The sequence below is a fragment of the uncultured Bacteroides sp. genome (genome assembly GCF_958445495.1).
Taxonomy (GTDB): Bacteria; Bacteroidota; Bacteroidia; order Bacteroidales; family Bacteroidaceae; genus Bacteroides.
Map to the genome: position 1 here is coordinate 219,974 of NZ_CAUCSQ010000002.1, position 20,043 is coordinate 240,016.

The following is a 20,043-nucleotide window of genomic DNA, read 5'->3' on the forward strand; positions in this document are numbered from 1 at the left end:
TTAAGATTTATAAATTGATATTCAATCCTACAGAGAACGTTTTGGCATTCGGATAAGTAGAGTTGCGGCTATCCGTCGCATATTTTTCCGGATCATAATTTTCGATGCCGGTAATGGTAAACAAGTTCTGTGCAGAAATATAGACCCGCAATCCTTGTATTTTTGCCTTACTTAACCAGTTTTTCGGGAAAGAATAACCCAGCTCAATATTTTTCATTCTCAAATAAGAAGCATTTTTAATCCAGAAAGAAGAGGGAAGAGAATTATACGCTACATTACCCAAACTGGGATAAGTGCCAAACGGATTTTCTGTTTCATGATATCTATTCCACATGGCTTCTGTAGCTCCGCCACCTATCGTCGGATAATCCATCATAATACGGTCTACCTTACCCACTCCCTGCAAGAATACCGAGAAATCAAAATTCTTATACCCGGCTGTAAGATTTAAACCATAAGTGATTTTCGGGAACGGGTTACCGATAATAGTACGGTCGGAATCGGTAATCTCGCCATCCGGTTTTCCATCCGGTCCACTAATATCCAAAAAACGGATATCGCCAATACGAGGACTGCCAAAACCGACCGGAGCACTGTCTATCTGTTCTTGGGAGGTATATAGTCCATCGGCCACATATCCATAATACGCGCCAATCGGATGTCCTGCCAGATTAATGGTCCACTCATCAATCCAGTCTTCACGTCCGCTGACACTTACTATCTCATTCTTTACTTGGCTGATATTAAAATTAGCGCCGAATGTAAAATCATTCCAACGGTCATTATAACCCACGCTAAGTTCCCAACCTCTGTTTTTTACCTCTGCCGCATTTACATAAGGCGCCTCATCAACACCGATAATCGCACTTATAGGTAACTGAAGCAGAATGTCCGAAGAAATTTTATTGAAATAATCAAATGTTAAATTGAACTTATTATTTAATAATACGATATCCAGCCCGACATTGGCCGTAGTGGTAGTTTCCCATTTTATATCGGGGTTGGCCGCACTGGCAAGAGCTGCCCCTAAAATTTTGTCTTCCCCCCACACATAATTATTCTTTCCCAAGGTATATGTCTGGTTATATGGATAATAACCGATATCCTGATTTCCCAATTTACCCCAGCTCGCACGTAGTTTCAAAGTATTCAAGATACGTAAATCTTGCAAAAAGGCTTCTTCCGCAATATTCCATCCGGCAGATACGGAAGGGAAATAACCGACCCGGTTCTTTTTAGGTATCCTTGACGACTCGTCCCGACGAAGATTGGCCTCCAATAAATAACGGTTTTTATAGGCATAGTTGATTCTTCCGAAAAAAGAACGTAATGTAGCTTTTTCTTCCCGCCCATACGCTGATGTATTTTGTGCCACATCCATGGCATGTACGGTATTTGTCAGAAAATTCTCACCTTTAGTTTCCGAATATTTATTTCCATTAAATTGCGTTGATTCTCCGACAAGAAGCCCGAATGAATGTTCGTCGGCAATATTAAAATTATAAGTGATTATATTCTCGTTAATCCACTGTTGCTGCAAGACACGTTGTTCTTCCAAGGCGGCAATACCTGTCGTGGTATATGTTCCGTCGGCTTTATAATGATTGTGCGTAGGGTCGAACGCCGAATAATTGGAAGAACTGTACTGGTAAGCGAAACTAGACTTGATATGTAAATTTTTAATCGGTTCAATATCTAAAAACACCTTACCATCGAATTTATATATTTTCTGGTCTGTCGGAAAAGTCGTTTGTTCTAACGGATTGGTCTGATAACTGGGAAATTGCGGATTTCCATCATATTGTCCCCAATAACCATTATTATATTTTACGGGAATAGTGGGACGAGTATGGTCTACCACCTGGTTAAAAATATTCCAAGTACCACCCAGAGGTTCCGTTACCGTCTGATAACTGCCTGCCGTATTCATCCCCAAAGTTATTATATTGAGATATTTAGTATCAGCATTCAATCGAAAATTCACTCTTTGCGTATCTGTTCCTTTCATAATACCTTCCTGGTCCATATATCCGACAGAAGCCATGTATTTTGAGTTCTCCCCTCCACCTGTCATTGACAGATAATGGTTCTGGATAAAAGCGGCCCTAAAAATTTCTTTCATCCAGTTCGTATTGGCAAAATGCTCCGGATCAGACCCATTTCTCATCTTCTCAATCATCTCTGCCGTATAATTACGTTGAGGGGCATCTCCTCCCAATGCGTTATTTTCCTCATTAAATAATGTAGCCCATTTCCAGGAATCAATATAGGACGGCAAAACCGTTGCTTTCTGAACGCCAAACGAACCACTGTACGAAAGCTTATTATTGGCTTCCGTTCCACGTTTCGTTGTAATCAGAATGACACCATTCGCCGCTCTCACACCGTAAATGGCAGCAGAAGCCGCATCTTTCAATACCGAAATATTTTCAATATCATTAGGAGATACACTGCTGAGGCTTCCTTCTACTCCGTCAATTAAGATAAGCGGATTACTGTTGCCAAAAGTACCGATACCGCGAATGCGAATCTCAACATCGTCATCTTTTCCGGGTTGAGCAGAAAAACTACTGACCGTAACTCCGCTCAAACGTCCCTGTAACAGACTAGACGTATTCGATACGGGAATATCTTTAATATCATCTACGTGTACAGAAGCCACGGCACCCGTCAAATTGGCTTTTTTCTGCACTCCATAGGCAACCACTACCACTTCGTCCAAGGCCTCTGATGTTTCGTACATTGTCACATCATATCTTTTCCGGTAATCATCGAGTACAATTTCCGTTGTTTTATACCCTACATAAGAAAAAACAAGCACGGCTTGTCCGGTTTGAGGGATATCCAGCCGGTATGAACCATTAAGATTGGTTATAGTTCCATTGGTAGTTCCCTTTATCGAGACTGTGACTCCCGGAAGTCCTTCTCCATTAGCATCGGTGACTTTTCCTTCTACCTTAACAGTTTGGGCAAATACAGGAAGAAGTCCAAACAAAAGAAAAACAAGAGGCAAATACAACCTCTTCCATTGTGTCTTTTTCTTATTCATAGTAACTAATTTTAAGTTGATAATAAGCCTATCGATTTCGGCATGTTCAAAGGTAGAGTTTACGCATATAATAGTATAGCACAAAAGTGTCGTTTTATAACAACACAATTAAAACACTGAAAATCAGTTTAATAAAAATGCAATATTCTAAAATCGGTAATAGATATTCAAGTGTTTGTATCGATAATGTTGCCCTATAATAAAGTTTAATAACACTAATATAGTCCTCTAAAAGAAAGAATCAAAGAAAAATGCCTATTTTTGCCGTCTCAAACCAAAAAAGAAAAAATGATGCTCTATAAACTCATTCCTCCTTCAGCGGTAAAAGCAACCGTGCAATTGCCGGCTTCTAAAAGTATCAGTAACCGCGCATTAATCATCAATGCGCTGGGGAAAGGAATTTATCCTCCCGAAAACCTGTCCGATTGCGATGATACGCAAGTGATGGTGAAAGCCCTCACCGAAGGAAAAGAGACGATTGACATCATGGCTGCGGGAACTGCCATGCGGTTTCTGACCGCTTATTTGAGCGTGACTCCGGGAGAACGGACAATCACAGGGACAGCACGCATGCAGCAACGCCCGATACGGATATTAGTCAATGCGCTCCGTGAGCTAGGCGCTGAAATAGAATATGTCAACAAGGAAGGATATCCTCCCTTGCACATCAAGGGTACAGAACTGAAAGGGAATGAAATCACCCTGAAAGGAGATGTCAGCTCCCAGTATATATCTGCTTTGCTGATGCTCGGACCGGTACTCAAAGACGGATTGACCCTGCATTTGGACGGAGAGATTATCTCCCGCCCGTATATCAATCTTACGTTGCAACTGATGCAGGACTTCGGAGCCAAAGCTGCATGGACTTCTCCCGACAGCATTTCCGTCGCTCCCCAACTTTACCAAAGCATTCCTTTCAAAGTGGAAAGCGATTGGAGCGCTGCTTCTTATTGGTATCAGATTGCCGCCTTATCCCCCAAAGCGGAAATAGAGTTATCGGGATTATTTCATAACAGCTACCAGGGGGACAGCCGGGGAGCTGAGATTTTCTCACGCTTGGGGATAACCACCGAGTTTACTTCCCAAGGGGTAAAACTGAAAAAAACGGGCAAAGCGCCGGAAAGGCTGGAAGAGGATTTTATTGATATCCCGGATTTGGCACAGACATTTGCCGTGACTTGCGCCCTGCTGGATATTCCTTTCCGATTCACGGGACTACAAAGCCTGAAAATCAAGGAGACCGACCGTATCGCCGCTCTGAAAGCCGAACTGAAAAAACTGGGATATATCATCGAGGAAGAGAATGACAGCATATTGACGTGGAAGGGCGGACGATGCGAACCGGAGACAACACCGGTGATTGACACTTACGAAGACCACCGGATGGCAATGGCATTCGCACCGGCAGTTATCCGTTATCCCGACCTGCTCATCGCTGACCCGCAAGTTGTCAGCAAATCATATCCCGGATATTGGGAGGATTTGAAACTGGCAGGATTCCAGGTTATAAACGAAGGGTAATTCACATACATTTGTGGAAGATTTCAATAAATACACTTCTCATGTCAACTATTCCCCTATTGTAGATTTTGTCCTGCAACAGGGGAAACGGATTTATTACAAGAAAGGGGACTATTTTTCCCGCCAGGGGGAAACATGCAGAATGATGGGATTCGTCACTAACGGTTCTTTCCGGTACTGTTGTACTAATAATGAAGGGGAGAGGCGTATCGTCGGATATACTTTCGACCATTCTTTTGTCGGCAATTATCCGGCATTTCAGTTACAGGACAAATCGAATGTAAACATACAGGCGTTATGCGACTGTTCGGTGTATGTAATCGATTATCGGCAAATGGCGGATTTCTACGAGACCAATGACGACCACCAGAAATTGGGGCGCCGCATTGCAGAGACTTTGCTATGGGAGGTTTACGACCGGATGATTTCAATATACAGCCAGACACCGGAAGAGCGTTATCTCGACATTATCACCCGTTGTCCCGATTTGCTGAAACTGATTACGCTAAAAGAACTGGCTTCTTATCTTTTGATTCGCCCCGAAACATTAAGCCGTATCCGAAGAAAAATCGTGCGCCAATAAAATCTTGATTGAAATCAAGATTTTATTGTTCCTCTCCCTTTATTTTTGCGGGCAAATAAAGTAAATGGCATTTCATGAAAAAGATGATAATTATAGGAGCGACCTCCGGAATCGGCCGCGGATTGGCGGAAATTTATTCCCAAGAGGATTATATTGTCGGCATCATCGGCCGTAGAGAACACTTATTAAGGGAGGTATGTGCCTGGAATAAAAACAAATTATTCTATCAAGTGTGTGACATTACCGATACACAGGCTACGGTTTCATCCCTTGAGGCACTTATTCAAAAAACGGGCGGAATGGACATACTGATTATTTGTGCCGGAACCGGAGAACTGAATCCCGGACTATCTTACCAACTGGAAGAGCCGACCCTGCTGACTAACGTACTAGGATTCACCAACCTGGCAGATTGGGGATTCCGGTATTTCGAACGGCAAAAAGGAGGACATCTGGTTACCATTTCTTCCGTCGGAGGAATACGAGGCAGCGGCATCGCTCCTGCCTACAATGCATCAAAAGCTTACCAAATCAACTATATGGAGGGGTTACGGCAGAAAGCCGCCCAATCTCATGCTCCTATTTATACGACTGATATCCGCCCCGGATTCGTAGACACTGCTATGGCGAAAGGAGAAGGATTGTTTTGGGTAACTCCTGTTGATAAGGCTGTGAAACAAATCAAAAGGGCTGTTACCCAAAAACGAAAAGTAGCTTTCATCTCCAGAAGATGGAAATATGTGGCTATATTGTTCCGACTTTTGCCATCCTCCATTTACTGTCGGATGTAACGGCAAACCGGTTATAACCGGTTGCATAGGAGAAAAACTTTTCCGATTTCCGTATCTTCATGAAGATAATCCACAGGAATTCATTACATTTGTATTTTATAGACTGTCAATTTGCCGATAGAAACCATGACTGTCATACCGGCCGGCTGATGCATCCGACTTGAAACAAGGACATATATGAATACTGATTTCGTGAATCTAACAATAGAGAATTTTTCCGATGAGCATTTATGTTGCATTATCCGCAGTAAAAAGCCTCATCCGGGGGTTGACGCAAAACGGCAATGGCTTGCCGACCGGCTGAATGAAGGCCATGTATTCAGAAAGTTGAATGCAAAAGCTACGGTCTTTATCGAATATGCTCCTCTTGAAACAGCATGGGTTCCCGTAACGGGTGACAACTACTATTATTTGTACTGTTTATGGGTATCAGGCAGTCCCAGGGGAAACGGGTACGGGAGTTCATTGATGGAGTACTGTATAACCGATGCCAAAGAAAAAGGCAAATCCGGCATTTGTATGCTCGGAGCAAAAAAACAGAAAAGTTGGCTTTCAGACCAATCGTTTGCAAGAAAATTCGGTTTTGAGGTTGTTGACACCACCGGCAACGGATATGAATTGCTCGCTCTTTCTTTTGACGGGACAATGCCGAAGTTCGCCCCCAATGCCCAGAAACTGAAAATAGAAAACGAAGAACTGACGATTTATTATGACATGCAATGTCCCTATATTTATCAATACATCGAGATAATCAAACAATATTGTGAAACAAATGGGATTCCGGTTTCTTTCAACCAAGTGGACACGCTGGAAAAAGCAAAACAACTGCCGTGTGTTTTTAACAATTTTGCCGTGTTTTACAAAGGCATCTTCGAGACTGTAAATTTACCGAATATCGACTATTTAAAACGAATACTCAAAAAATAAAAGTACAATCCTGCCCGTTGGTAAAGAAAAGCAGGATTGTATTTTATCTGTTCCATCAATAGGATTCCTCATTCGCCAGTTTCCACATATTCAGAAAAGAAGCTTTGGTGATTTCCACTATTTTATCCCAGTTCAACCGGTCTGCATGGTCGGAAGGCTGGTGATAGTCAGGATGCCCGTCCGTATGATACCAGATAATCGGAATGCCTGCTTTTGCAAACGAGCCGTTGTCACTTCCTCCTACCGGATGTTCCCAGGCACGGTAATCCGGCTCTAACTGCAAACCGTATTTTCCGATATCTTCTTTCAGCCAGTCGCCAAAAGCCGGATAAGCGGCTGTATAGAAATAAACGACCTGTTTGGGTTGCTGAGGTTTATTGTTGCGCCCAATCATATCGAAATTCAGATATCCTTTGATTTGGGACAGGAACGAGCAGGTTTGTACAAAATATTCAGAACCGAGCAATCCTTTTTCTTCTCCGTCCCAGAAAGCAAAAATTACATTCCTTTCGGGTTGTTGTCCGCTGGCGACAAAAGCGCGGGCAATCTGTAGCACTGCCGATACGCCGGAAGCATTATCGTCAGCGCCATTGTATATCCGGTCGCCTTCGAGCGCAGGGTCAACACCCAAATGGTCAAAATGAGCTCCTACAATCACATATTCTTCCGTATTCTTACCGGGAATCATTCCCAAAACATTCCGCATGGAGAGCTTCCGATGGACTTCCTGCTTTAATTTGGCTATGGAATCGGGATGTACTTCCCAACGTCCTTTTTTCTGACGTTCTTTACGACAAGCCTCAAAAGGCTGGAAGTAATTGTCTGCCAAAGGCGGGATTCCCATCCATCGCAATAAAGAGGCAATATACTCCGAAGAGACACGTGAACCGTGGAAACCGGCTTCACGCCCTTGCAATTCATCGCCTGCCAAAAAGTTGACAGTGGCTTCGGCGGAGGAACGATTAATCGTATTCAATCCTTTTTCCAAAGAAGATTGAGCCAAAATAACGTTTCCGGCAAACAGGAACGCTAACAGTAAAAAATCTTTTTTCATTATACTTCAAATTTAGTCAGTCGTTTTCATTCATCGGTGAGGTTTAATTCACCTGCCAATGTTTATTCTGCAATATGGTTTCGTCACAATCCGCCGCTCCCGGATTATGAGTGTACAGTATCACGTATTTATCATAATAAGCGGGATATCCCGTAACATCCGTCAAAGTATTAAAAACCGTTTCAAGCTGTTCTTTATCCAATTGGTTATAGCGGCAATCAAGCTTTCTCAAGTGATTGTCCACCGGGACGGACAAACTTTTTAACTGATTGTTGTAACAATCCAGACGCCACAATCCGGTATTCCCTGATACATCAAGGTCTGTCAATCGGTTAGAGCTACAATATAATTCCGTCAATGACTCCAACTTGTCCAGGAAATCCAGTTTCTTAAATGCACATCCTTCAATATGCAACATACTAATCATATTATCATCATCGATTTCCAGAGCTGACAACTGTGCCGTACCGGTCAGCTCTACCGTGCGCAATGCCGGCAACTTTCTCAACGACAGTGAAGTTATTCCATTATCCGTGCAATACAACGAGGTCAGCAGTTCACAAGACCCTATTTTTATTGAGGCCAGTTTCGGATTCGTATATATCTGTATTGTTTTCAGATTCACGCACTCATCAAAATGCAGTTCTTCCAGACTCTCCCAGTTTCCAATATTCATATACTCCAGATTGGGACAGGAAGTATTCAAATCCAAGACTTTACTTTCTTTTATGCTATTTAATTCAATCCTCTCCATCCTTGGAAGATTTCCCAAACGGACATTACTTACCGGTATCAACAACCCGCTGACACTGAAAGCTGTCAATTCCTCCGCCCACACCTTTACCGTAAAACTTCTCGAAGGTTTATATCTGTATTGAATCGAAGCATTGCCGGGATATCCGACTTTCTGCAACCGCCCGTCCCCCCATTCGACAGCCATCCGTCCGCCACTCGCATTTATCTCCAACGTCTTCCATTCGCCGCCCGCATCCACCGTGAACTGGATGGTATTTGCATCTGTCAATTCGGGAATTTCGAAATCATCTCCAAACACACTTTTATCGTCCTCGGAACAGGAAGAGAATCCCAACAACAGGCATATTCCTATCAAGCCGGATAACAGTTTCTTTTGTTTCATCATGTATGGACTTTGGGTTAGTAACTCACAAAAGTAAGAAAAGAATTAGATAACAGACTCGATAGAATGCAAATTTATAAGTAACTTTGCACAAATTTGATTCGTAACTGTTATATTGGTATGTGGATACTCGTTATAAGTCTGGTGCTGCTGGGTGTTATCGCACTGATAGCCGGAATCATCCGCAATAAAAGACTGCAAAAGAAAATAGAAAAGGGTGAGCTGGACCGTATGCCGGAAGTGAAGGAAGTGGATGCGGAATGCTGCGGGCAACACGAAGTTTGCAAACGGGATAGTTTGTTGGCTGCTGTCAGCAAAAAGATAGAATATTACGATGATGAAGAGCTGGACCAGTTCATTGGCAGGTCCGGAAATGCTTATACGGAAGAAGAGACGGATATGTTCCGGGATGTGCTGTACACGACATTGGACGCAGAAGTGGCCGGATGGGTACGCAGCCTTCAACTTCGTGGAATCGAACTGCCGGATGATTTAAAAGACGAGGTCTTTCTGATTATCGGAGAAAGAAGAAGCGGAGAAGTAAAAAATGACAGATGACAGGCGGGTGAGAGATGATAGGCGGCCGTTGGGAAATGATAGCATGTCGTTATAGTCCGGTCACGGTTTTTGATTTTTAATCTTTAATTTTTTTATTACTTGGATTTACTACAATATACATTCTTTCAACATGCCTTGTTGGGTAGTCTGCTGGCAAGTATCGCCTGCGGGATTATCGGTACATACATTGTTACCCGCCGCCTAGTATTTATCAGTGGAGGAATCACCCATGCTTCTTTCGGAGGAATCGGGCTGGGATTGTTTGCCGGAATTTCTCCGATACTCTCGGCGGCCGTGTTCTCGGTTTTATCTGCTTTCGGGGTGGAGTGGCTTAGCAAGCGGAAAGATATGCGCGAAGATTCCGCCATTGCGGTATTCTGGACATTGGGGATGGCACTCGGAATCATGTTCAGCTTCCTATCGCCGGGATTTGCCCCCGACTTATCCGCTTATCTTTTCGGAAATATCCTGACTATCAATCAAACTGACTTATGGTTGCTCGGCATATTAGCGCTCATTCTGACCGGATTCTTTTATCTGTTTATCCGTCCTATCGTATATATTGCTTTTGACCGCGAATTTGCACGCTCGCAGAAGATTCCGGTAGAGATATTCGAATACGTATTGATGATGTTCATCGCATTGACAATTGTAGCTTGTCTTCGGATGGTAGGTATCGTGTTAGCCATTTCCCTTCTCACCATCCCGCAAATGACAGCTAACCTCTTCACTTACAGTTTCAAGAAAATCATCTGGTTATCTATCGGTATCGGTTTCTTGGGATGCTTGGGCGGATTGTTCATTTCTTATCATTGGAAAGTTCCTTCGGGAGCTTCAATCATATTCTTCTCTATCCTGATTTATGCCGTCTGCAAAATCGGAAAGAGTTGTTGCATGAAAAAGTCATCATAATAGATATAGTATATGGAAATCAAAATTCAATCACTGGAAAGTATCCATGAAGCAGCCCGGGAATTCATCGCTGCCATGGGTGACAACACCGTATTTGCATTATACGGCAAAATGGGGGCCGGTAAAACCACATTCGTCAAAGCGCTTTGCGAAGAATTGGGTGTAACGGACGTCATCAGCTCTCCTACTTTTGCTATTGTCAACGAATACCGTTCGGACGAAACCGGGGAGTTAATCTATCACTTCGATTTTTACCGTATCAAAAAACTAAGCGAAGTGTACGACATGGGGTACGAAGATTATTTCTACAGCGGTGCCCTTTGTTTTATCGAATGGCCGGAACTCGTGGAGGAATTGCTGCCGGGCGATGCCGTTAAAGTGACGATTGAAGAATTGGAAGACGGAAGCAGAGTGATTAAACTATGACCGGACAATATATCGTACAAGGAATCTTTGCGCTGGCAGGAACGATTTCCCTGCTGGCGTCATTGCTGAACTGGGACTGGTTCTTCACAACACGAAACGCACAAACTATCGTCCGAAATGCTGGACGAAACCGGGCACGGCTTTTCTACGGGATATTAGGGGTTATCATCATCGGCATGGCTGTATTTTTCTTTGTAGAAACACGAAAAGCCGCAGGAGGATAAACCTGTCTCGGAAGACAGAAAAGCGAAAACAACTAATGAATATATCTTGCAAAAATCCGGCAATCCAAACTATAGCATGCCGGGAAATATGAAATTATCTCTATCGGTATTTAGGGGTCTTTTGCCCGCAGAAGACAATGTAGAGGGTGATTCGGATGTTTTTGCCGAACTATAAGACCCGGACTTTTTTTATTATTGTTCGATATTCAAGAAAAACCCGGATGTATATGCAACTGCAAGGCAGATTTCCTCCTCTGAAAGAAACTGTTGAACGGACAGTCCGGGATTTATCATAATAGTTGCCGGGATTTCATCTCCAGATATCTGTTAATCACATCAATCGAAAGATTTTCCGGCGTAGTCAGCAAGGAATGGATTCCATGCTGCTTCAAGGTGGATACAATCAAGCGTTTCTCGAAAGCGAATTTCTCAGCAATCACATGCTGATAATAACTTTCCGTATCTTTTGCCGGACGGGCGACGTATTCTTTCAAATCGGCATCTTCGAAGAAAACGACGAGCAGGCGGTGCTGGCGGTTTAGTTGTTTCAAATAGGCCAATTGTCGGTTCATGCTTCCCATACTTGAAAAATTCGTATATAATACTAACAGGCTACGTTTACTGATATGTTTGTTCAAATGGACACAAAGGGCCGAAAAGTCCGTTTCCCCGAAAGTAGTCTGCTGGCTATAAAGGTTTTCCAACAATGTCTGCATATATCCCGGTTGCCGGGAAGCCGGGACAAAAGTGTCGAAATGTTCATCGAAAGTCACTAATCCGGCTTTATCTTCTTTCCGCATGGCAACATACGAGAGCACTAGAGAAGCGTTAATCGCATAATCCAACAAAGTCATTCCATGAAAAGCCTGTTGCATCACCCTTCCCTTATCTATCACGCTGTAAATCTGTTGCGAACGTTCGTCCTGATAGACGTTCACCATCAGTTCATGCCTGCGGGCACTCGCTTTCCAGTTGATAGTGCGGTAATCATCTCCCTTCACATATTCTTTTATCTGTTCAAATTCCGTATGATGCCCTACCCGCCGAATGCGCTTTATGCCTAACTCGGTCAGATTATCGCTCATAGCCAACAATTCATATTGGCGAAGCATCAGATAAGACGGATATACTTTGACATCCAGAGGCTCCGCACAAGTATAACGGCGGGAAACCAATCCGAGCCGCCCGCTCGCAAAGACTCTGACATATCCGAACGAATATACGCCGCGATGGGTCGGACGAAGACGGTAAACGACCGTTTTTCCTTCATTTGCCCGAAGTTTCAGACGAAAGTCAACATCACGCTTTTGAAATATAAAAGGAATCTCGTCGATGATTTCCAAAGATACAGGCTGCGGATAATCGTTTTCCACCCGGATGCTTACCTCATTTTCATCACCATTGGAAAAACGGCCGGCACACTGGCGTGAAGCCCGGATTCCACGAATACGGTAAAGGATATATGCATCTGCCGATACTGTCAGCAATAAGACGAACAGCGCCCATTGCCCGATGACAAAAAATGGGGTAAAAACATATCCGCTACCCAACAACAGGATAACGACGATAAGGGCGATATAGAAACGACGAGTTAAAAACAACTTGGCTATTAGAATATTAATGATTAAAAATTGAAGTCCACAGTCGGATTACAGCATAAATACCATCTGTCAACTCTCATTTACCTTTTATTTCGGAACTTCCACTTTATCAATCAGACGTTGTGTCACTTTGACCGGAGAATAACCTTCCATTTCAGCTTCCGCAGTCAGGATAAGGCGATGTTGAAGCACGTAGGGAGCGACAAATTTAATATCTTCCGGCGTTACAAAATCCCGGCCCTGCAACAGCGCATACGCCTTCGACGATTGCAGCATGGCTATGGACGCACGCGGAGAAGCTCCCAGATATACGGCTTTGCTGGTACGGGTCTGCTGCACTATCAACGCGATATATTGAAGCAACGTGCGGTCTACGAATACCTGATTCATAAAGGTACGAAGTGACAGTAATTCTTCTTTCGTAATGACAGGAACCACATCATCCAACTTCACCAATGCGGCATTGGCATGATGGCGTTCCAGGATATTCACTTCCTCTTCCAAGGAGGGATAATCCATCGTTATCTTCATCAGGAAACGGTCGAGTTGCGCTTCGGGAAGCTTGTATGTTCCTTCTTGTTCTACCGGATTCTGGGTAGCCAGAATCGTATAAAATTCTCCCATCCGGTAGGTAGTTCCGTCGATACTGATTTGGCGTTCTTCCATCACTTCAAACAGGGCGGCCTGTGTTTTGGCAGGAGCGCGGTTAATCTCGTCCACCAACACGATATCCGCAAAAATCGGTCCTTGATGGAAATCGAAGTTATTGGTTTTCATATTGAACACCGTAGTCCCCAATACATCACTCGGCATCAAATCCGGGGTGAACTGAATACGGCTGAAACCGGCATTTACCAGGCGGGCGGTCAAGCGGGCCAGCAATGTCTTCGCAACTCCCGGAACCCCTTCTATCAGTACGTGCCCGTTCGCCAGAATGGCTGTCAATACCAAATCGACGGTTTGTTCCTGCCCGACAATGATGGAAGCAATCCGGTCTTTCACTTCTTGTATCTTCTCGGAAAAGAGTGTTAAATCTACCCGTTGTCCTGTATTCTCTTCCATAAATTCCTTCTTTATATATGATTGGTTATTTCATTCATCTTATCAACAAGCATTTTCATCCGGTCGGCATCAACAGTACGCCCTCCGTAAACCACCGGCCGCACTTCACGGATAAGCTTCGCTATTTCTTCTGCATCCATCCCCGTTTTCCGGGCAATCTTGTGGAAAGAGCGTTCATCATCCGCCGCTTCTTCCACATCTACCTGGATTTCCCGTCTTAATTCTTCCGCGAAATATATAAACTTTTTACGTACCAAATCCGCATGTTCTCCTTTTTGATAATAAAGGGTTCCTATCAGTTCGATAAACTCGATTGATTTGTTCGCCGGTTCACGAATGACAGGTATCGCCCGCTGCCTCCTTCGTGCGGAAGTTATCATAAACAACAATATGCCGACCATCGTCAGATACAAAGCCCAACGAAGCGGTTGCCGAGAAAGCAAATAACGGAAAGGGGATTGCCGCACTTCCGCAGTTTCTCCGGTATATCCTTCGGTACGTACAACCGGAAGTTCTCCCATTTGTGACAACAAGCGGAAGATATAGGTCGAGTTTCCTTCGTCGAGCATACCGTAGTTGGTAAAAATCAAAGGAGTGGAAACGAGGATAATCTCTCCTTTTCCAACCGGACAGGTTATAGCCACCGGGCAATAACAAACCGTATCCGTTCTTATTTCCAGGGAATCGGCCATTACTTTCCCTGTCTCCGAAGATATGGAATCTGTTCCTGTGTCATATCGATATTCATCTGCATGGAGTACTTTCTGAGACAATACTTCTCCCGGCAATGAGTCTACCCGGAAATAAGAAGAACAAAGATGAGGATAGAAATAAAAAGTCTGCCGGGGATAAATGTCCCGGGTTCCCACCCAGCAGATGCTGTCTTTCGCAGACAGGGAAACCGCATATTTCTTCAAGCTCATCGGGCTAAAATAATAACGGTAAGATTCAAAATTCAATGTATCTTTCAAATACCGGCTGAACGTGGTGCTAACCAGCATAATCTTATTTCCCCGTTCCGCCATCTTCAATAAAGACTTCACATCCAATTCTGACAAAAAGATGTCATAGGCGACTGCCAATATTCCCCGGCGGCATAGCGTATCTTCCCGTTCCAACTGATAGAATGTCTTTTTCGACAACGTATAGCTGCCCGGCAAAGAAACGGACAACAGGCTATCGAATACCGCACATCCGAAAGGTTGGGTATCATAACGGCTGAAAGTAGGCGTCCACACAAACTCCTTCGGCAGGTTGCACTCCACCGCAAACATAACTGTCAGAAAAGCGACGATAAAGAGAATAAACCAACGGTTTCTTTTCATGCAGCCCCTCCTTTCCTCACTTCTTCCTGTAAAGTTTGCATTACCCGGAAAAGTTCTCCGGTCGCTTCAAAGTTTCCATAACGTACCCGCAAAAAATGAGTAGTCATCTGCCGGAAAGCCGGTAACCGTACTTCATAAATATATTGTGTGGGTGTCTTATAGAGCTGCCAATCAATCTGCCCCGCATCGCTCAACTGTTTCAACGTCTGCAAATAGAGCAAACGCACCGCTTCCCTATAATCCTGACGGGAAAGGGCTTCATCAATCCCTTTCGGGAAATCGACCCCGTAAATGGTATCTTCCTCAACCGTATATGGCAACGCATTCCGGCGTGAATACGTAAACAGTTCCGGCCGTTTTTTATAAACCAGCCAGATTATCAGCAATAAAATAATGACAGCTACGAGAATCAGGATTAACCCTGAATATTCTTCTGCAAAATGACTTCCGAATATTTTACGCATGAAATCCCCAAACTGCTTGCTGAGCCATTCGAAAATATTAATTTCCGGAGTAATCAGCTCACGGTTATAATCATACGCCGAATCTGAGCGAAAAGCTGCAAGCTGCGCAGAATCACAAACCAATGTATCGGCCGGGGAAACAATCATCTGCCTGAATCCGTTCTTAAAGTTTATCAAAATTGTCAATATCACTTTCTACCGTGATACTGTCAACCACTTCCGAGGCATGCCCGTACTGGTAGGCTAACCCGACAATCGAAAATATCATCGCGAGGTAGGTTCCGAATGCCTGGATAATGGCTAGCAAATAGAGAAAGAAATTATATCCCGCAGATACGGTCACTTCACTTCCGCCGACATCACTCACTGCAAAAAAATATTTTACCACAGTAGCGATATACCAGGGCATCATCGTCACTCCCTGCAGGACATTGGCTATGAATCCCATCACGATGGAAATTAAAAAGACTCCTCCCCATGTGGCAAATCCCAAACGGAATGTCTTTTTGAAAGCTCCCATCAGCGTAATGTCTTCAAACAGGTAAACCGGCGCCAGCAAAGCAAGGGGGACCAAAAAAGCAAACATAAACGGAACGGTCAAAAACAGGGTAAACGGTGACAAAGCAACCAAAACACCGACAACGCCTCCCACCAGCAATACCAATATGACACATGCTGCTACCATTAAAAGCAATCTCTTCATATTACGGAACAACAAAGGCCGCAACATGCTCAACGTCATTCCTTGCAAACGTTCTTCGCGCTCATTATACACACGAATCAGCGCATATACCAAAGATGTCAACATGACAGTGCCTATTATACAAAGAAGCATATATAGTCCGTAATAAGAACCGATAGCCACAAGGGATGAAGGGACCACCATGTCATTCGCACCGGCCGACATTTCCAACGCTCCGCCCATCAGCCCGTTTAAGCTCAACGCCTGAACAAGACATAGCGGCAACAACAAATAAGTAACGAATTTCAGCAGTAACTTCCAATTTTCCTTTAGAAAATCAAAAGAGGCATTCAACTTCTCACCAAAAGGACGTTTTACATACATCGCAATCTTAGGTTTCTGTGATTCCATATTTTTTTCTATTTGGTAAATAAATATAGTAGAAAACAATAAACGCCAGAGAAAGGAGAATCCATCCGAGCCTCAATGCATCCGGAAGTTCCGTATGCCGGGTAACAAACCCTTCGATGAAACCTGCCAGAATGAATACGGGCACTGTACCCACCACAATCTTTAATCCCCTTTTTGCTCCCTTCCGGAAAGATTCCAGCCGGGAATATGTTCCGGGAAACAGCCATCCGTTGCCAAGGGCTAATCCGGCGGCACCGGCCACAATAATCGCCCATATTTCGAGGGTTCCGTGCAGCCAAATAGCAAGACTGGATTCCCAAAGCAAGCCATGCTGATAAAAGAAAGTCTGAAAAGCGCCTATCATGATGCCATTGGCAAGCAGCATGTATCCTGTTCCGAAACTGGTTAGCAATCCCATGGCAAAGCAATTGAAAGAGACCATCACATTATTGAGTGTAATCCCCAAAAACATGGGGACTTCGGAAGAACCGCCATACACTGCCATCGGATCGCCGTTAGCTATGTTGTCCAATGTCATGTCTACGTAGGCATTCCCCAAAATAAGACGGACAAAACCGGAGTCATTCGCGGCGGATATAATTCCAATCAATACGCTTACAAGAAAAATTATAAAAGAAAGCCGCAACTCACGGCGGGCGTCATACATGGTTGCCGGCACTTCCTTCGTCCAGAAAGTGATAATCCGCGTCCACTTTTCCCGTTTATTCCGATAAATCTCATTATGCAGTGCCGAAGCAAGATTATTCAGATAGATTGTAATGCGGGAAGCCGGAAAATGAGTCTGTGCGAATGCGAGGTCGGCGGTCAAGTCCGTATAAGCGTCGGCAAGTCGGTCGGGAGACAAGCTTGCTGCCTGCTCTACCACCTTTTCTGTTTCCTTCCATTTTTCAATGTTCCGACGGATAAACGTAACTTCTTTCATAATTTCCAGAGAATTCCGGATAAGTTTTGTCCGAAACCGGAAACAAAAGTAAGAGAATTATGATATATTTGCAACGGAATCCTAAAAATGTTTAACCATAAATGGCAGAATCTACAATTATCACCGGTCAGTTTGTTCGTATCAGCCAGACACCTGCCAGTATCGGCGAACGACTGTTAGCCTTGATTATCGATTATTTTCTAATCGGCTTGTACGTCATATCTACCGCTACCCTCTTATCCGAATTACGGTTACCCTCAGGATTCACTCTTTTTTTCTTTCTTTGCATCGTCTATTTGCCGGTATTGGGTTACTCTTTCCTCTGTGAAATGTTCAACCACGGACAAAGTTTCGGTAAACGCCTCATGAATATCCGTGTCATAAAGGCAGACGGTTCCATACCCAGTATGGGTTCTTATCTTCTCCGCTGGTTGCTTTTCCCTATTGACGGTCCTATCACGGGAGGACTGGGTCTGTTGGTCGTCTTACTGACTAAAAACAGCCAGCGAATGGGGGATATTGCTGCCGGCACAATGGTGATTAAAGAGAAAAACTATCGTAAGATACACGTCAGCCTCGATGAATTCGACTATCTCACCCGGAATTATCATCCGGTATATCCGCAATCGGCAGACTTGTCACTGGAACAGATTAACGTAATTACCAGAACGTTGGAGTCCGGTACAAAAGACCGGTCACGACGTGTCACGGCACTAGCCAAAAAAGTACAGGAATTGCTGCTCATAACTCCCCGTGACGGTAATCCGGAGACATTTCTTCAAACGGTATTGAGAGATTACCAGTATTATGCACTGGAGGAGATATAGAAAAGGGAACTTCTACGGGAAAATGCCAGGTGGCTTCGCCGGCACTTGGGTAACCATCCATTATAAATATCTCCGTGTCCGCCGTCATCCTCTTAGCAGATTACATTGATGTGAGTACATTTATAGGAATAAAAAGGGACATTCAGTAAATAGTATAAAATTAGCTAACTAATTCATACTTAGGGACATTTACTGAATATCCCTAAAAAACAATTATCAATCAGATAATAAAAGAAGGGGGTATGTCAAAATTCAACTTTAGAGGAAATGGACTTTTCATCTGAAACCTGGCACTCTATCTGAAACCCCGCACTCTATTTAAAACCCGGCATTCTCCATCGGCAATAAAAAGACCGTATCAACTCTATTTTTGAGTAATGATACGGCTTTTATGTTTATCAGTTAGAATCTGTAACTGTTCCGAGTGTTCATCTTAGTTTCGACACACTCCCTTCTTCTTAATTTTATCTATAATGAGACCGGATGCAGATTTTATTCTACTTGTCCCAGGGAGTTTCCATACTCCATTTCTCCCTGAACCACAAAAAGGATTTCTTCGGGCAGGTATTCTCCTACTTCATCCTTTTTGGCTTCTCTTACGATATAGGACACAATATCTTCCAAATCGATGACAATATAACCTTCTTTATCGGGTTGAGCGTCAAGAATGCCACTTTCATAATAATATTCGTCAATTAAATCCATAAAGTAGCACAACTCATCGTCCGAGAACTTCTCTTTCAATTCTTGGGGTAGATAGTTCCTAATAAATTCGATGGTCTTCTCATCATCGACATCTGCTGACAAAAACTCGTCTTCCTGTCCCATGTTTTTAGTTTTTAAATTATTAATTATTGCGATATATAAAAAGTACAGCTTAAAGAAGCTTCTTTACCTTTTCAACAAATACCGGTTTGCTTACAGCGCCTACTTGTTTGTCCACAATCTCACCATTCTTAAAAAACAGAACAGTAGGGATATTACGGATACCGTACTCTGCAGCCATATCACCGTTTTCATCCACATCACATTTGCCGATGATTACTTGTCCTTCAAACTCCGTAGCCAATTCTTCAATAATAGGAGCCACCATTTTACAAGGGCCACACCAAGGAGCCCAAAAATCTACAACAACCGGTTTACCTTCCGCAAGCACTTCCTTATAGTTGCTGTCTGTAATTTCTAAAGCCATTTTTTAAAGTATTAATTATTAAATATGCAAATTTTCTTCTTTATCACGCCACAAATATAATCAAATTATCCCATTTAGATGAGTTTTAACCAGAAGTTTTATAACTGATACCGAAAATCAAACATTTACCTAAAGGATTCCAGTTTTAACCTGAAAAACGCACCCAGATAATTAACCGTAAAAACGAATCATTACAATAAATGCCAAGCAGACATTTTTTGATTTTAATTTGTTTAAGCCCGATAAACGAAGAAAATAACCTCCATTTACACTGTAGTTTACTTTAAGTGCAAAACAATATAAGAGGAGTTCTATAAATTAAAATATTGTAGTACAGTTGTTTATATGGTTCC

At 43.3% G+C, this 20,043-nt stretch carries 20 protein-coding genes; 9 read left to right on the top strand and 11 right to left on the bottom strand.

Features of this window, described 5'->3' with window-relative positions:
* Positions 1 to 7 precede the first annotated feature (7 nt).
* A complete protein-coding gene (locus Q5076_RS01835; protein ID WP_303010515.1) occupies positions 8 to 3,049 on the bottom strand; it encodes a TonB-dependent receptor in 3,042 nt (1,013 codons plus the stop codon).
* Positions 3,050 to 3,337: 288 nt separating this feature from the next.
* Here Q5076_RS01835 and aroA point away from each other — a divergent pair, with 288 nt between their 5' ends.
* The 4 genes from aroA to Q5076_RS01855 all read left to right on the top strand — a co-directional run bounded on the left by aroA (position 3,338) and on the right by Q5076_RS01855 (position 6,871).
* The gene (gene aroA, locus Q5076_RS01840; protein WP_303010516.1) at positions 3,338 to 4,570 is read left to right on the top strand and encodes a 3-phosphoshikimate 1-carboxyvinyltransferase; all 1,233 of its coding nucleotides are present in this window, start codon (positions 3,338 to 3,340) and stop codon (positions 4,568 to 4,570) included.
* Between the two features lie 13 nt (positions 4,571 to 4,583).
* Entirely contained in the window at positions 4,584 to 5,153 is a 570-nt protein-coding gene (locus Q5076_RS01845) for a Crp/Fnr family transcriptional regulator (protein ID WP_303010517.1), read from the top strand.
* Between the two features lie 74 nt (positions 5,154 to 5,227).
* Positions 5,228 to 5,944, top strand: coding sequence for an SDR family NAD(P)-dependent oxidoreductase (locus Q5076_RS01850; RefSeq protein ID WP_303010518.1), 717 nt, complete (start codon positions 5,228 to 5,230; stop codon positions 5,942 to 5,944).
* Between the two features lie 177 nt (positions 5,945 to 6,121).
* A complete protein-coding gene (locus Q5076_RS01855) occupies positions 6,122 to 6,871 on the top strand; it encodes a GNAT family N-acetyltransferase (protein WP_303010519.1) in 750 nt (249 codons plus the stop codon).
* Positions 6,872 to 6,926: 55 nt separating this feature from the next.
* Here Q5076_RS01855 and Q5076_RS01860 read toward each other — a convergent pair whose 3' ends face one another.
* Both Q5076_RS01860 and Q5076_RS01865 read right to left on the bottom strand, forming a co-directional pair.
* A complete protein-coding gene (locus Q5076_RS01860; RefSeq protein WP_303010520.1) occupies positions 6,927 to 7,925 on the bottom strand; it encodes a M28 family metallopeptidase in 999 nt (332 codons plus the stop codon).
* 43 nt (positions 7,926 to 7,968) lie between these two features.
* Positions 7,969 to 9,066 (bottom strand): leucine-rich repeat domain-containing protein, encoded by a 1,098-nt coding sequence (locus tag Q5076_RS01865; RefSeq protein ID WP_303010521.1) that lies wholly within the window; start codon positions 9,064 to 9,066, stop codon positions 7,969 to 7,971.
* A 117-nt stretch (positions 9,067 to 9,183) separates the two neighbouring features.
* On the opposite strand from Q5076_RS01865, the gene Q5076_RS01870 reads away from it, so the two are divergent.
* From Q5076_RS01870 to Q5076_RS01885, 4 genes are all read left to right on the top strand, one after another.
* Positions 9,184 to 9,621, top strand: coding sequence for a phospholipase (locus Q5076_RS01870; RefSeq protein ID WP_303010522.1), 438 nt, complete (start codon positions 9,184 to 9,186; stop codon positions 9,619 to 9,621).
* Positions 9,622 to 9,720: 99 nt separating this feature from the next.
* Positions 9,721 to 10,533 (top strand): metal ABC transporter permease, encoded by an 813-nt coding sequence (locus Q5076_RS01875; RefSeq protein WP_303010523.1) that lies wholly within the window; start codon positions 9,721 to 9,723, stop codon positions 10,531 to 10,533.
* Positions 10,534 to 10,545: 12 nt separating this feature from the next.
* Positions 10,546 to 10,959 (top strand): tRNA (adenosine(37)-N6)-threonylcarbamoyltransferase complex ATPase subunit type 1 TsaE, encoded by a 414-nt coding sequence (tsaE, locus tag Q5076_RS01880; protein ID WP_303010524.1) that lies wholly within the window; start codon positions 10,546 to 10,548, stop codon positions 10,957 to 10,959.
* Positions 10,956 to 11,183 carry an immunity 17 family protein gene (locus Q5076_RS01885; RefSeq protein WP_303010525.1) on the top strand — a complete coding sequence of 76 codons (228 nt, stop codon included), beginning with the start codon at positions 10,956 to 10,958 and terminating at the stop codon, positions 11,181 to 11,183. The genes tsaE and Q5076_RS01885 overlap by 4 nt, the downstream gene beginning before the upstream one ends.
* A 290-nt stretch (positions 11,184 to 11,473) precedes the next feature.
* On the opposite strand, the gene Q5076_RS01890 is transcribed toward Q5076_RS01885, so the two are convergent.
* The 6 genes from Q5076_RS01890 to Q5076_RS01915 form a co-directional block, all read right to left on the bottom strand.
* Positions 11,474 to 12,784, bottom strand: a complete 1,311-nt coding sequence (locus tag Q5076_RS01890) for a DUF58 domain-containing protein (RefSeq protein ID WP_303010526.1) — start codon at positions 12,782 to 12,784, stop codon at positions 11,474 to 11,476.
* 87 nt (positions 12,785 to 12,871) lie between these two features.
* The gene (locus tag Q5076_RS01895; protein ID WP_303010527.1) at positions 12,872 to 13,846 is read right to left on the bottom strand and encodes a MoxR family ATPase; all 975 of its coding nucleotides are present in this window, start codon (positions 13,844 to 13,846) and stop codon (positions 12,872 to 12,874) included.
* An 11-nt stretch (positions 13,847 to 13,857) separates the two neighbouring features.
* Complete coding sequence (locus Q5076_RS01900) at positions 13,858 to 15,171, bottom strand: DUF4350 domain-containing protein (RefSeq protein ID WP_303010528.1); 1,314 nt, start codon at positions 15,169 to 15,171, stop codon at positions 13,858 to 13,860.
* Positions 15,168 to 15,782 (bottom strand): DUF4129 domain-containing protein, encoded by a 615-nt coding sequence (locus tag Q5076_RS01905; RefSeq protein WP_303010529.1) that lies wholly within the window; start codon positions 15,780 to 15,782, stop codon positions 15,168 to 15,170. Before Q5076_RS01905 ends, Q5076_RS01900 begins: the two co-directional genes overlap by 4 nt.
* A 16-nt stretch (positions 15,783 to 15,798) precedes the next feature.
* Positions 15,799 to 16,728: a hypothetical protein gene (locus Q5076_RS01910; protein WP_303010530.1), complete on the bottom strand. Its 930-nt coding sequence runs from the start codon at positions 16,726 to 16,728 to the stop codon at positions 15,799 to 15,801.
* Complete coding sequence (locus Q5076_RS01915) at positions 16,709 to 17,671, bottom strand: stage II sporulation protein M (protein WP_303010531.1); 963 nt, start codon at positions 17,669 to 17,671, stop codon at positions 16,709 to 16,711. The genes Q5076_RS01910 and Q5076_RS01915 overlap by 20 nt, the downstream gene beginning before the upstream one ends.
* A gap of 101 nt (positions 17,672 to 17,772) precedes the next feature.
* Here Q5076_RS01915 and Q5076_RS01920 point away from each other — a divergent pair, with 101 nt between their 5' ends.
* Positions 17,773 to 18,498 carry an RDD family protein gene (locus Q5076_RS01920; protein WP_303010532.1) on the top strand — a complete coding sequence of 242 codons (726 nt, stop codon included), beginning with the start codon at positions 17,773 to 17,775 and terminating at the stop codon, positions 18,496 to 18,498.
* 492 nt (positions 18,499 to 18,990) lie between these two features.
* Here the strand turns inward: Q5076_RS01920 and Q5076_RS01925 are convergent, their stop codons facing one another.
* Entirely contained in the window at positions 18,991 to 19,326 is a 336-nt protein-coding gene (locus Q5076_RS01925; RefSeq protein WP_303010533.1) for a hypothetical protein, read from the bottom strand.
* Positions 19,327 to 19,375: 49 nt separating this feature from the next.
* A complete protein-coding gene (trxA, locus tag Q5076_RS01930; RefSeq protein WP_303010534.1) occupies positions 19,376 to 19,690 on the bottom strand; it encodes a thioredoxin in 315 nt (104 codons plus the stop codon).
* Between the last annotated feature and the right edge of the window lie 353 nt (positions 19,691 to 20,043).

What these genes read in the sequence shown, in the direction of transcription:
- tsaE (WP_303010524.1), top strand. Translation starts at nt 10,546, where the DNA reads ATGGAAATCAAAATTCAATCACTGGAAAGTATCCATGAAGCAGCCCGG.
- trxA (WP_303010534.1), bottom strand. Translation starts at nt 19,690, where the DNA reads ATGGCTTTAGAAATTACAGACAGCAACTATAAGGAAGTGCTTGCGGAA.
- Q5076_RS01885 (WP_303010525.1), top strand. Translation starts at nt 10,956, where the DNA reads ATGACCGGACAATATATCGTACAAGGAATCTTTGCGCTGGCAGGAACG.
- aroA (WP_303010516.1), top strand. Translation starts at nt 3,338, where the DNA reads ATGATGCTCTATAAACTCATTCCTCCTTCAGCGGTAAAAGCAACCGTG.
- Q5076_RS01915 (WP_303010531.1), bottom strand. Translation starts at nt 17,671, where the DNA reads ATGAAAGAAGTTACGTTTATCCGTCGGAACATTGAAAAATGGAAGGAA.
- Q5076_RS01835 (WP_303010515.1), bottom strand. Translation starts at nt 3,049, where the DNA reads ATGAATAAGAAAAAGACACAATGGAAGAGGTTGTATTTGCCTCTTGTT.
- Q5076_RS01910 (WP_303010530.1), bottom strand. Translation starts at nt 16,728, where the DNA reads ATGGAATCACAGAAACCTAAGATTGCGATGTATGTAAAACGTCCTTTT.
- Q5076_RS01860 (WP_303010520.1), bottom strand. Translation starts at nt 7,925, where the DNA reads ATGAAAAAAGATTTTTTACTGTTAGCGTTCCTGTTTGCCGGAAACGTT.
- Q5076_RS01895 (WP_303010527.1), bottom strand. Translation starts at nt 13,846, where the DNA reads ATGGAAGAGAATACAGGACAACGGGTAGATTTAACACTCTTTTCCGAG.
- Q5076_RS01925 (WP_303010533.1), bottom strand. Translation starts at nt 19,326, where the DNA reads ATGGGACAGGAAGACGAGTTTTTGTCAGCAGATGTCGATGATGAGAAG.
- Q5076_RS01920 (WP_303010532.1), top strand. Translation starts at nt 17,773, where the DNA reads ATGGCAGAATCTACAATTATCACCGGTCAGTTTGTTCGTATCAGCCAG.
- Q5076_RS01870 (WP_303010522.1), top strand. Translation starts at nt 9,184, where the DNA reads ATGTGGATACTCGTTATAAGTCTGGTGCTGCTGGGTGTTATCGCACTG.
- Q5076_RS01850 (WP_303010518.1), top strand. Translation starts at nt 5,228, where the DNA reads ATGAAAAAGATGATAATTATAGGAGCGACCTCCGGAATCGGCCGCGGA.
- Q5076_RS01855 (WP_303010519.1), top strand. Translation starts at nt 6,122, where the DNA reads ATGAATACTGATTTCGTGAATCTAACAATAGAGAATTTTTCCGATGAG.
- Q5076_RS01865 (WP_303010521.1), bottom strand. Translation starts at nt 9,066, where the DNA reads ATGATGAAACAAAAGAAACTGTTATCCGGCTTGATAGGAATATGCCTG.
- Q5076_RS01900 (WP_303010528.1), bottom strand. Translation starts at nt 15,171, where the DNA reads ATGAAAAGAAACCGTTGGTTTATTCTCTTTATCGTCGCTTTTCTGACA.
- Q5076_RS01905 (WP_303010529.1), bottom strand. Translation starts at nt 15,782, where the DNA reads ATGATTGTTTCCCCGGCCGATACATTGGTTTGTGATTCTGCGCAGCTT.